We start from the raw sequence: 12248 nt of genomic DNA on the forward strand, positions 1-12248 counted from the left end.
TCAGCCCCTCTCGGCGGTGCCGCGGCCCTGCGGGGCGGTCGGCGGCAGCGGGTCGGTGCGGGAGGCCTGCGCCTGCGGGTAGGCCTCCCGGCCGGGTGGCATCGGCGGCGCGGGGACGGGGTCGAGCCGCTCCGCGCGCTCGATCCGTACCGCGCACACCTTGTACTCGGGGATCTTGGAGCGCGGGTCCAGGGCGTCGATGGTCAGCGCGTTCGCCGCCACCGGCGAGGGCCAGTGGTAGGGCACGAAGACGTGGTCGGCCCGGATCGCCTCGGTGACCAGGGCCGGCAGCACGGACGCGCCGCGCCGGGTCACCACCCGCACCGGGTCGCCGGTGCGGAACCCGTGCGAGGGGTGGACCTCCACCCAGGGCCGCGGGGTCTGCTCGACCAGCGCGCCGAGCCGCCGGGTCTGGTTGCCGGACAGGAAGTGCGCGACCGTCCGGCCGGTGGTCAGCGTCATCGGGTACTCGTCGTCGTACGGGTCGGCGGGCGGGTGCCACTCGACCACCTGGAGGTGCACCCTGCCGTCCGGGTGGTAGGTGCGCCCGTCCTCGAACAGCCGGGGGGTGCCGGGGTGCGCGGTGTCCGGGCAGGGCCAGGCGATGCCGCCGGTCTCCTCCAGCCGCTCGTAGGTGATGCCCGAGTAGTCGATCACCGTGCCGGCCGAGGCCCGGCGCAGCTCCTCGAAGACCTCACGCGAACCGGGGAAGGCGAACTTGTCGCCCTGCCCGAGCCGCCGGGCGAGTTCGCACATCACCCAGGTGTCGGTGCGCACGCCGCCGGGCGGCTCCTGCGCCTTGTTGTGCTTGACCACCCGGGCCTCGGCGTTGGCCATCACGCCCTCGTCCTCCGCCCAGGTGGTCACCGGGAACACCACGTGGGCGTTGGCGGAGGTCTCGGAGAGGAAGAAGTCGAACTGGGCGTGGAACTCCAGCCGGTCGTAGCCGTCCTTCACCACCGCGTAGTTGGGCAGCGAGACGAAGGGGTTGTTGCAGATGCCGATCAGGCCGCGGATCTCGCCGCGCTGCATCTGCCAGACCATCTCCATCATCGAGGTGCCGGCCTGCGGGAGTTCGGCCTCCTCGATGCCCCAGATCGCGGCGATCTGCCGGCGGTGGGCCGGGTCGTTGATGGAGCGGCCGCCGGGCAGCAGGTCGGACTTCTGGCCGTGCTCGCGGCCGCCCTGCCCGTTGCCCTGCCCGGTGATGGTGCCGTAGCCGGCGCCCGGCCGGCCCAGGTTCCCGGTCGCCGTGCACAGGTTGATGACGGACAGGCAGTTCTCCACGCCCTGGGTGTGGTGCTCGATCCCGCGCGCGTGCCAGGCCATCGCCCGCTCGGCCGTCCCGAACAGCCGGGCCACCCGGACGACCTGCTCGGCGGGGATGCCGCAGATCGCGGCGGCCCGCTCCGGCGGGTACTCGGCGACCTTGGCCTTCAGTTCGGCCCAGCCGGTGGTGTGCGCGGCCAGGAAGGCCTCGTCGGTGAGACCGTCCTGCACGATCACGTGCAGCACGGCGTTGAAGAACGCCGAGTCGGTGCCGGACTTCAGCGCCACGTGCACGTCCGCGGTGCGGGCGATCGCCGTCTCGCGCGGGTCGACCACGATCAGCTGCGCGCCGCGGTCGCGCGCGCCCCACACGTACTGGGTCATCACCGGGAAGCACTCGCCGACGTTGGAGCCGGCGATCAGCAGGCAGTCGGTCTGCAGGATGTCCGCGAACGGGTTGGCCGCCCGGTCGATGCCGAAGGCGAGCTTGTTGGCCCCGGCGGCGCTCACCATGCACAGCCGCCCGTTGTAGTCCACGTGCCGGGTCTTCAGCGCGACCCGGGCGAACTTGCCCACCAGGTACGTCTTCTCGGAGAACAGGCTGGCGCCGCCGAGCAGCCCGAAGGCGTCCACCCCGTGCTCGCGCTGGATCCGCCGGATCTCCTCGACGGTGAAGTCGAGCGCCTCCTCCCAGCCGACCTCGCGGAACGGCTCCTCGCGCGAGCGGCGCAGCAGCGGGGCGGTCAGCCGGTCCGGGTGGTTGACCTGCTGGTAGGCGTTGATGCCCTTGGGGCACAGCCGCATCCGGTTGATGTCGTGGTTGCGCGGCTCCACGCCGAAGACCTTGCCGGCGGCGTTCACCCGCAGGTACATCCCGCACTGCACGCCGCAGAAGCAGCAGTGGGTGGGGACGAGGGTCTCCTCGGCCTGGTCGGCCCGCCAGCCGGAGGCGGGCAGGCCGCCCGCGTCCCGGAAGTTCCGGGTGCCGCGCGGGGCGACGGACGGATCCAGCGGCACGGACTCGGCCGTCACTTGTGACCCCGCTTCACTTGTAGCCCCGTTTCACGTCGGAGAGGTAGGCGCTGCCGCGCAGCACCCGCTTGCAGCGCGGGCAGTACTCGGCCCACTGGTCGAAGCCGAGCCGCAGGTCCCGCATGGTGGCGCGGAGGTTCTCGACGTACGGCGCGGTGTCGACCGGCTCGCCGCACCGGCGGCAGTCGAACACCGGATGGCCGGCGGCCCGTCGGGCGGTGTACTTGAACAGCTGCATCCCGACGGCGGCCGGGCGCTGCACGATGTGGAAGAACTTGCCGAACGGCAGGTAGACCAGGGTCAGCACCACCGAGGCCATGTGCAGGACGGACAGGAACTCGTACCCGCCGCCGTCCAGGGCGATCTCGGAGAAGGTCAGCAGCAGGCCCGTCACCGAGATGGTGAGCAGTGCGATCAGCGGGACGAAGTCGTAGCCGAAGCGCTGGCCGGTGATCGCGCCGCGGTCCCGGAAGCGCCGCCAGAGGAAGTAGCCGGCGCCCGCGATCACCAGTACGGCCGCCAGGTCGAGCCCGTGGTACAGGGCCCAGCCGACGACGCTCGCCGAGTCGAAGCCCAGCACCTCGTAGCCCCAGAGCCGCATCTGGTAGCCCGGGCCGGTGGCACTGGAGGCGGTGAAGGTGAACCAGCCCCAGGTGAGCGGGAAGGTGATCGCGGCGGCCAGCAGGCAGCCCCAGAACATCAGCTGGTGGGCCGCCCAGCGGGCGTGCGAGCGGGCGCCGAGGAACTTCTGGAACCCCAGGTAGGTCGCGGCCATCCGGGGCAGGGCGGTCGGCGCGGAGCGGAGGTTGTCCCAGGACAGGGCCGCTCGCCAGCCCTGCCGGAAGAGCCGGCGGGCGGCCGGCGCGGACACCCAGACGGTGTAGCGGTAGGCGACGCCGAAGGTGAGGAAGAGCGTCGCCACCGTGTAGGGGACGAGCGCCGAGTCGAAGTTCCGCAGGCCCCGGCTGCCCAGCACGACGGCCACCAGGAGGAGCAGGGTCGCTCCGGTGGCCACCAGTGACGCCCGGACGGTGACGGACCGGCCGGGCGGGGGGTCGGGCGGACGCTCCTGCGCGGGGGCGTCCGCCGGTTCGGTCACGGCCACCGGCTACCTCCTGCAGACGTGGGCGACTGCTTCGGAAGCTACTGATGGCCCGTCGGTCCGGCCTGCCGGGCGGGGCGTACGGGTGACCCGGTTCGGCGGGTCGGGGCGAGGGGTGGGGCGCGGGTCGGGAGCGGGTCAGTGCGTCCCGGGGTGGTGGCAGGCGGCCGCGTGGTCGACGCCGGGTGCGGCCTCGGCCAGCGGCGGAGCGTCCTGCTCGCAGGCCGTCCGCAGGCCCTCGGCGAGGCCGGCGTACACCGGGCAGCGGGTCCGGAACCGGCAGCCGGCGAGACGTTCGGCGGGGGAGGGCGGGTCGCCGGCCAGCAGGATCCTGGCCCGGGCGCGCTCGGCGGCCGGGTCGGGCAGCGGGACGGCGGACAGCAGGGCGCGGGTGTACGGATGCCGGGGCCGGTCGAACACCGCGGAGACCTCGCCCTGCTCGACGGTGCGGCCCAGGTACATCACGCTGACCCGGTCGGCGAGATGGCGGATCACCGAGAGGTCGTGCGAGACGAACAGGTAGGAGAGTCCCAGCTCGGCCTTCAGCCGCTGGAGCAGGTTGAGCACGCCGGCCTGGATGGAGACGTCCAGGGCCGACACGGGTTCGTCCAGGACCAGCAGCCTCGGCTCCACGGCCAGCGCGCGGGCGATCGAGACGCGCTGGCGCTGCCCGCCGGAGAACTGGTGCGGATAGCGGTCGGCGTGCGCGGGGTCGAGCCCGACCAGGCGCAGCAGCTCCGGGATCCGCCGGGCGATCAGCTCCCGCGGGGCACGCTGGGCGCGCAGCGGCTCGGCCAGGATGTCGCCGACCGGCAGCCGGGGGTCGAGGCTGGCCATCGGGTCCTGGAAGACGATCTGCAGCTCGGCGCGGAGCCGGTGCGCGGCGGCCCGGGAGAGGTGGGCGGTGTCCTGGCCGAGCACCTCGATCCGGCCGGACTGCGGCGCCGCCAGGTTGAGCAGTTCGAACAGGGCGGTCGACTTGCCCGCGCCGGACTCGCCGACCAGACCCAGCGTCTCGCCCGCCCGGATGTCCAGCTCGACCCCGTCCACGGCGTACACCTCGCCGGCCCTGCGCCGCAGCACCCCGCCCTTGAACACCGGGAAGGTCCTGGTCAGGCCGGTGACCCGGAGGACGTGCCCGCGCTCCGCCCGGGGGCCGGCGGGCGGAGCGGCGGCGACGACCGGCACCGGGTAGATCTCGGCGGGGGCGGCCCCGCGCAGCACCGGTTCGTCCGCCCGGAAGCAGGCCGCCAGGTGTGCGTGCGGCGTGCGCCCGCTCGCCTCCGGGCCCCGCGACCCGGCGCTCCCTCGTTCCCCGGTCGCTCGTCGCTCGTCGCTGTCGGCGCCGGCGGGCGCTTCGGTTCGGGGTGCGGCGACCGGTACCGGCCCGCTCGCCAGCGGGGGTTCGGCGGTGCGGCAGCGGTCCTCGGCCAGCGGGCACCGGGCGGCGAACGGGCAGCCGGCCGGCAGGTCGGCCATCGGGGCGGGCACACCGGGTATCGGCACCAGCGGCCCGCCGCGGGCGTCCAACCGGGGGACGGCGCCGATCAGCCCGAGCGTGTACGGGTGCCGGGGCCGGGCGAAGAGCTCGTCGACCCCGGCCGTCTCGACCACCCGGCCCGCGTACATCACGGCGACCCGGTCGGCCATCCCGGCGATCACCCCGAGGTCGTGGCTGACCAGGACGAGTGCGGCGCCGGTCTCCCGCCGGGCGGTGCGCAGCACGTCCAGCACCTGGGCCTGGATGGTGACGTCCAGGGCGGTGGTCGGCTCGTCGGCGAGCAGGATGTCCGGTTCGTTGGCGACGGCCATGGCGATCATCGCGCGCTGGCGCATGCCGCCGGAGAACTGGTGCGGGAAGCCGTCCAGTGCCCGCGCGGGGTCGGGGATCCCGACCAGGTCGAGGAGTTCGGCCGCGCGCCGGCGGGCGGCCGCGCGGTCGAGCGGCCGGTGGATCCGCAGGGCTTCGACGATCTGGTCGCCGATCCGGTAGACGGGGGTGAAGGCGGAGAGCGGGTCCTGGAAGACCATCGCGACCCGGCGGCCCCGGATCGCGGCCAGCTCCCGGGGCGGGAGGCCGACCAGCTCGCGGCCGTCCAGGCGCACCGAGCCGCGGACGGCGGCGGTGCCCGGCAGCAGACCGAGCACCGCGAGCGCGGTGACCGACTTGCCGGAGCCGGACTCGCCCACGATGCCCAGCGTCTCGCCGCGCCGCACGGTGAGGTCCACGCCGCGCACGGCGGGGACGGGCGGGCGGCCGCGCGGACCGGCGAAGTCGACCCGCAGGTCGCGGACGGTGAGGAGGTCGGTGTCGACGGCGGTGCTCAACTGCTGCTCCGGTTCTGGCGGGTACGGCGGCGCGCGGCCGGGCGGCGGACGGGGCGGCCGGCCTCCGAGGTGGGGTCGAGGGCGTCGCGGAGCCCGTCCCCGATCAGGTTGACGGCGAGCACGAACAGCACCAGCAGGCCGGCCGCGAAGTAGAACAGCCACGGGAACACCGGGGCCTCCGAGGTGCCGGCGGCGAGCAGGGTGCCCAGCGAGACGTCCGGGGCGCGGACGCCGAACCCGAAGTACGACAGGGCGGTCTCGCTCATCACGGCGCCGCCGACCGCGATGGTGGCGTCGATGATCAGGAAGGACGCGACGTTCGGCAGGATGTGCCGCAGGATGATCCGCAGCGGCCGTACGCCCATGAACCGCGCGGCGCGGACGAACTCGCGGGCCTTGAGCGAGATGGTCATCGAGCGGATCACCCGGGCGGTGATCATCCAGTTGAACAGGGCCAGCAGGGCCACGAAGGCGATCCAGCCGGCGCCGCGCAGTTTCGGCGAGACGATGGTGATCACCAGGAAGCTCGGCAGCACCAGCATCAGGTCGACGAGGAACATCAGCAGCCGGTCCGTCCAGCCGCCGAAGTACCCCGCGCAGGAGCCGACCAGGGCGGCGAGCGCGGTGGAGAAGAGGGCCACCAGCAGGCCGATCACCAGGGACTTCTGCAGCCCGCGCAGGGTCTGCGCGAAGACGTCCTGGCCGATCCCGTTCGTCCCGAACCAGTGCTCGGCCGACGGAGGGCGGCGCAGGGCGGTGTAGTCCGGCGTGGCGTAGTCCCACGGGATCAGGTGCGGCCCGGCGAAGGCCAGTACGAACAGCAGCAGGACGGTCACCGCGCCGGCCACCGCCCAGCGGGCGGCGAGCAGCCTTCCGAGCACCAGCCGGCCGCGCCCGGTCGGGGCGGGGGTGTCGTCCGGTGCGGCGGGTGCGGGCTGTGCGATCACGGCGGTCATGGTCCGCGGGGCCTCCGTCATCAGTGCCGCACCCGCGGGTCGAGGGCGGCGTGCAGGGTGTCCGCGAGGAAGCCGGAGGCGAGCACGACCACCGCCGCGAACAGGTTGACCGCGACGACCGCGTTGACGTCCTGTTCGTTGATCGACTGGATGAACCACTCGCCCATGCCGTGCCAGCCGAAGATGGTCTCGGTGAAGGCCGCGCCGGTGAAGATGCCCAGGAAGCTGTAGGCGAACATCGTCGACATCGGGATGACGGCCGTCCGCAGACCGTGCTTGAGCAGCGCGCGACCGCGGGTCAGCCCCTTGGCCTCGGCGGTGCGCAGGTAGTCGGAGCCGAGCACGTCCAGCATGGTGCCGCGCTGGTAGCGGCTGTAGGTGGCGAGGCCGCCGAGCGCCAGGCTGAGCGTGGGCAGCAGCAGGTGCAGGGCCCAGTCGCCGAGGTGCGCGCCGAGCCCGCCGGTGAGGCCGGGGGTCTCGTACCCGGTGAACGGGACGACCTCGTGGCCGGCGATGTCCTTGGCGGCGATGGCGCCGTTCTTGAGGAGGAGCGCCACCAGGAAGACCGGGGTGGAGAGCAGCACGAAGGAGGCCACGGTCAGTGCGCGGTCGGAGATCCGGTACTGCCGCACCGCGCTCCAGGCGCCGCCGGCCACGCCGAGCAGCATGCCGAGCAGGCTGCCGACCAGCAGCAGGCGCAGCGAGACCCGGACCCGGCGGCCGAAGTCGTCGTTGACCGGGGTGTCGTGGATGGTGCGGCCGAGGTCGCCGTGCAGCAGCACGCCGCCCGCCCAGGTGCCGAAGCGTTCCAGCACGGGCGTGCGGTCGTTGATGTTGAGCGCGGTGAGCTGGCGGTCGACCGAGGCGGCGGCCGGCCTGGGCACCTTCGACTCGAAGTACGCGCGGGGCTGCAGGGCGCCCGAGGAGAGCGCGTAGGAGAGGAAGACGGCGGCGACCAGCAGCAGCGCGTAGTAGCCCAGGCGCTTCGCCAGGTAGCGGAGCATCAGCCGCCGCCGGGGGCGGGGACGTCGTTCGTGCACCTGGTGGACATGGTCGTTTGCCTTCGCTCTGGGGGTGGTCGGAGCAGTTGCGTGCAGCGGCTCCCGAGTGCGGCCGGTGGGCCGGTTCGGGGGCATGACGAGATCCGCTGTGCCCGTGTCGGGAAAGCGGCAGGTCAGAGTGTTGCACCGGCTCGCAGCCGCCGTGTTGCGGCAGCATTGCGGCCCGTTTCGTTTCGATCAGATCTGAACATCACCCTCTGGTACTGGAACTGATCCGCTGTTACGTTCGGCGGGCCGGCACCGACTTGGCTGCCCACGCTCAAGTGCCGCCACACCTGGTGGCGCCCAACTCGTCGAAAACTCCCGGGGAGACCCCTCATGGACGCAAGAACCACCGCCCGCCGGATCACCCGGGCGGCCGGCCTCGCCCTCGCCGTGGCCCTGACGGTCACCGCGTGCGGCTCGGGCTCCGGCGGGTCGGCCGACGGCGCGGTCAGGAGCGATCCGCCCGCGCAGGGCGCCAACGACATCAACCCCAGGCCGGCGGAGCAGGTCAGGGACGGCGGCGAGGTCCGGTACCCGCTGTACCAGTGGATCACCCAGTGGAACCCGTACCAGGTCGACGGCACCTACGGGGACGCCGTCGAGATCATGCGAGCCCTGGAGCCGAACCTGTTCCGGGTCGACGCCGGCGGCACCTTCCAGCCGGTGGCCGACTACCTGGTGGACGCCAAGGTGACGTCCACCTCCCCGCAGGTGATCACCTACCGGCTCAACCCGAAGGCCAGGTGGTCCGACGGCAAGCCGCTGAGCGCGCTCGACTTCAAGGCCGTCTGGCAGACGGCCGGCGGCAAGGACCCGGCCTACAACATCTCCAACTCCTCCGGCTACGAGCTGATCTCCGGGGTCGAGCAGGGCGCCGACCCGACCGAGGTCAAGGTCACCTTCGCGGAGCCCTACTCGGACTGGCAGAACCTGTTCCGCCCGCTGATCCCGGCGGCCGGCATCGCCACCCCCGAAGCCTTCAACACGGGCTGGGTCGAGAAGATCCCGATCACCGCCGGCCCGTTCCGGATCGGCACGGCCGACAAGACCGCGCAGACCCTCCAGCTCGTACCGGATCCCAACTGGTGGGGGCAGAAGCCCAAGTTGGAGAAGGTCACCTACCGGGTGATGACCCAGGCGGCCACCACCCAGGCGTTCCTCAACAACGAGATCGACTTCGCGGCGGCGGGCACCGCCACGGCCTACGGCCAGCTCAAGGACGCCAAGGACGCCGTGATCCGCTCGGCCAGCCCGTGGGACGAGGTGCACATCTCCTTCGGCGGCGGGGGCGCGCTGGCCGACCGGAAGGTCCGCCAGGCACTCGGCAGGGCGCTGGACCGGCAGTCCCTCATCAAGATCGCCAACAACGGCGTGCCGGTGGAGTTCAAGCTGCTCGGCAACCACATCTTCATGCCCAACCAGGCCGGCTACCAGGACAACTCCGGCGAGTGGGGCAGGTTCGACCTCGCGGCGGCCGGGAAGCTGCTCGACGAGGCCGGCTGGAAGGCGGACGGCGCCGGCCGGCCGCGCACCAAGGACGGCCAGGCACTGGAACTGCACTGGGTCCTCAACGACGGGACGACGCAGGCCCAGGTCGACCTCGCCACCGCCGCCCAGGCCATGTGGCTGGCGGCCGGGGTCAAGGTCGACATCGACAAGGTGCCGAGCAACGACTTCTTCGCCAAGTACGTCAACCAGGGCAAGTTCGACATCGCCAGCTGGCGCAACACCGACTCCTTCCCGCTCTCCAGCAGCCTGTCCAACTTCCGGCTGCCGCAGGGCGACAACGTCTTCGGCAACTACTCCAAGCTCGGCTCGCCCGAGATCGACGCCCTGCTGAAGAAGGCCGCCGGCACCGTCGACCCGGTCGAGGCCGCCAAGCTCTACAACCAGGCGGACGCCGGGATCTGGGAGCTCGGCCACACCGTCGAGCTGTACCAGCGGCCCTCCGTGGTGGCGGTCCGCAAGGGTCTCGCCAACGACGGCGCGTTCGGACTGGCCAGCCAGGACCTCACGCTGACCGGCTGGGAGAAGTAGGGCCGACCCGGACGGGGGAGGGTGGGGCGCTGACGAGCAGCGCGGTGATCACGGGGCCGGTGGTGCGGACAGGGTGGAACGGCGTGTGCCGCCCCCTCGTCCCGCCACCGGCCTTGACCTTCCGCGTTGCCCGCAGGGCGCCCATGTTCGTTGTTCTTCCACCTGATTCCAGCCGGGGACGAATCTAGCCGTGCGATAGGGACGGACCGGACATGCCGCACGGGGCGCGCCCGGAACCGGCCGAGCTGTCACCCGGTTCGCGCACCGCACCGTCAACTATGGCTGACGGTACGGCAAAACGGGTGAAACCGGCACGTACGGCGTGCCGCCCCGGTGCGTGCGCCCCGGTCGCCAGGCTGCCAGGATCGCCGGGACACCACCCTCCCGGAGGCGACCATGAGCGGCCGACCAGCAGCGATCCACCCGCACCACCCCGAGGACCGGCCGATCCGCCGGATGGTGCCGCGCAGCCGGGACGAGCCGCACCGCTCCGCCACGCCGCTGGAACTCTTCTTCGACCTCTGCTTCGTGGTCGCCGTCGCCCAGGCCGGGCGCGAACTCGCCCACGACCTCGCCGACGCGCACTTCCAGGTCGCCCTGGTCGGCTACCTGTTCGCGTTCTTCGCGATCTGGTGGGCCTGGATGAACTTCACCTGGTTCGCGTCCGCCTACGACTGCGACGACGTCCCGTACCGGATCACCACCCTGGTGCAGATCACCGGCGTCCTGATCCTGGCGGCCGGCGTCCCGCGGATGTTCGCGGACCAGGACCTCACCCTCGCCGTCACCGGCTACGTGGTGATGCGCCTCGCCATGGTCACCCAGTGGCTGCGGGCCGCCGCCGGCGAGGAGGGCCCCGCCCGGACGGTCGCCCTGCGCTACGCGGCCGGCATCACCCTGGTCCAGGCGGGCTGGGTCCTGGTGCTGCTCCTGCCCGAGAGCGCCCGCCCGTACGTCGTCCCGCTCGGGATCCTCGCCGAACTCGCCGTCCCCGTCTACGCGGAGCTGCGCACCCAGACCACCTGGCACCCGCACCACATCGCCGAACGGTACGGCCTGTTCACGCTGATCGTGCTCGGCGAGACGGTGGCCGCCGCGACGGTGGCCGTCCAGGCCGCCGTGGACGAGCACGAGGCGCTGGGCAGCGTCCTGCCGATCGCGGTCGGCGGCCTGCTGCTCTGCTTCGCCGCCTGGTGGATCTACTTCGCCCGCCCGATCGAGGACCACCTGCGCTCCAACCGGCAGGGGTTCCTCTGGGGCTACGGCCACTACCTGGTGTTCGCCTCCGCCGCCGCGATCGGCGCCGGCCTGGAGGTCGCGGTCGAGCACGCCGTCGGCAAGGCCCACATCTCCGCCACCACCGCCACCGCCGCGGTGACCGTCCCCGGCGCGCTCTACCTCGCCACCGTCTGGCTGCTGCACGCCCGCCACACGAAGACCGGCGCCGCCCAGGCCCTGCTGCCGGTCGCCGCCGCGGCCGTCCTGGCCTGCACCCTGCTCGGCGAATCCGGCGTCCTCGCGGCCGGCCTGGTCGCCGCGGCGACGGTCGCGGTGGGGGTGGCCCTGCACGCCCGGGACGCCTGAGACGCCGGCGGCCGGCCCGCGGCGGGGGCGCCGCACCCGACCCCGGGGAGTGCGCCCCGGCGCGGGGCCGGGGCGCCGGGGGTCTGTCGGTGGCCCGTGCGAGGATGCCGGGGTCAGGACCGCAGACCCGATCGTGAGGCCCCGCCATGGCGTCGTCCGTACCCGACCAGCTCGACGACCTGCCGTACGGGCACCTGCTCCGGCCGCACGTCGGGCCGCTGCGGCGGGACGAGCGGTACGACACGGTGCTGTTCCAGGGCGGGGAGTACACCGACCAGGCGGCGGGCGGGGCGACGTTCCTGGAGTGCGCGTTCACCGGGGTCGCGATGAGCGGGGTCAAGATGCGGCAGGCCCGGTTCAACGAGGTGTGGGTGCAGGGCAGCCGCTGGGTGGCGTGCGACCTCTCGGAGAGCGAGTGGCAGGACGCCTCGGTGCTCGGCGGGGTGCTGGCCGGGGTCGCGGCGCACGGGTCGGCGCTGCGCCGGGTGGTGCTGCGGCAGTGCAAGCTGGAGGCGGTGAACCTGCGGGCGGCGGTGCTGCGCGACGTGGTCTTCGAGGACTGCGTGCTGCGCGACGTCGACTTCGGCGACGCCAGGCTGACGGGCGTGTCCTTCCCGGGCTCCACGCTGGAGGAGGTCCGGCTGCGCGGGGCGAAGCTGAGCAAGACGGACCTGCGCGGCGCCGTTCGGCTGGGGCTCACGGACGGGCACGAGGGGCTGCGCGGGGCGCTGATCAGCAGTGCCCAGCTGTTCGAGCTGGCGCCGCAGTTCGCACAGGCACTGGGGATCACGGTCAAGGACCGCTGAGCGGCGGGCGGCGCGCCGGGCCGGTGCCGGGTGTGTGCGCGGGCCCCACGTGCGCTGCCCCTGCCGTTCATCTCCCGTCCGCTCGCCG

The 12248-nt window shown here is 73.0% G+C and carries 8 protein-coding genes; 3 read left to right on the top strand and 5 right to left on the bottom strand.

Annotation, left to right across the window (positions count from 1 at the left end; genetic code table 11):
• The 5 genes from ACFTWP_RS12040 to ACFTWP_RS12060 all read right to left on the bottom strand — a co-directional run bounded on the left by ACFTWP_RS12040 (position 1) and on the right by ACFTWP_RS12060 (position 7691).
• Positions 1–2301 carry a molybdopterin oxidoreductase family protein gene (locus ACFTWP_RS12040; RefSeq protein ID WP_380264362.1) on the bottom strand — a complete coding sequence of 767 codons (2301 nt, stop codon included), beginning with the start codon at positions 2299–2301 and terminating at the stop codon, positions 1–3.
• A gap of 13 nt (positions 2302–2314) precedes the next feature.
• Positions 2315–3400 (bottom strand): MFS transporter, encoded by a 1086-nt coding sequence (locus ACFTWP_RS12045; protein ID WP_380264420.1) that lies wholly within the window; start codon positions 3398–3400, stop codon positions 2315–2317.
• 141 nt (positions 3401–3541) lie between these two features.
• Positions 3542–5731, bottom strand: coding sequence for a dipeptide ABC transporter ATP-binding protein (locus tag ACFTWP_RS12050; RefSeq protein ID WP_380264363.1), 2190 nt, complete (start codon positions 5729–5731; stop codon positions 3542–3544).
• Complete coding sequence (locus ACFTWP_RS12055; RefSeq protein ID WP_380264364.1) at positions 5728–6687, bottom strand: ABC transporter permease; 960 nt, start codon at positions 6685–6687, stop codon at positions 5728–5730. The genes ACFTWP_RS12050 and ACFTWP_RS12055 overlap by 4 nt, the downstream gene beginning before the upstream one ends.
• Before the next feature lie 20 nt (positions 6688–6707).
• The gene (locus ACFTWP_RS12060) at positions 6708–7691 is read right to left on the bottom strand and encodes an ABC transporter permease (RefSeq protein WP_380264421.1); all 984 of its coding nucleotides are present in this window, start codon (positions 7689–7691) and stop codon (positions 6708–6710) included.
• A gap of 375 nt (positions 7692–8066) precedes the next feature.
• On the opposite strand from ACFTWP_RS12060, the gene ACFTWP_RS12065 reads away from it, so the two are divergent.
• The 3 genes from ACFTWP_RS12065 (at position 8067) to ACFTWP_RS12075 (ending at position 12160) form a co-directional block, all read left to right on the top strand.
• Positions 8067–9770: an ABC transporter family substrate-binding protein gene (locus ACFTWP_RS12065; protein ID WP_380264365.1), complete on the top strand. Its 1704-nt coding sequence runs from the start codon at positions 8067–8069 to the stop codon at positions 9768–9770.
• Between the two features lie 396 nt (positions 9771–10166).
• Positions 10167–11354 carry a low temperature requirement protein A gene (locus tag ACFTWP_RS12070; protein WP_380264366.1) on the top strand — a complete coding sequence of 396 codons (1188 nt, stop codon included), beginning with the start codon at positions 10167–10169 and terminating at the stop codon, positions 11352–11354.
• 146 nt (positions 11355–11500) lie between these two features.
• Positions 11501–12160 carry a pentapeptide repeat-containing protein gene (locus tag ACFTWP_RS12075; RefSeq protein ID WP_380264367.1) on the top strand — a complete coding sequence of 220 codons (660 nt, stop codon included), beginning with the start codon at positions 11501–11503 and terminating at the stop codon, positions 12158–12160.
• Positions 12161–12248: the final 88 nt, after the last annotated feature.

It is taken from the genome of Kitasatospora sp. NPDC057015 (assembly GCF_042673745.1).
Taxonomy (GTDB): domain Bacteria; phylum Actinomycetota; class Actinomycetes; order Streptomycetales; family Streptomycetaceae; genus Kitasatospora.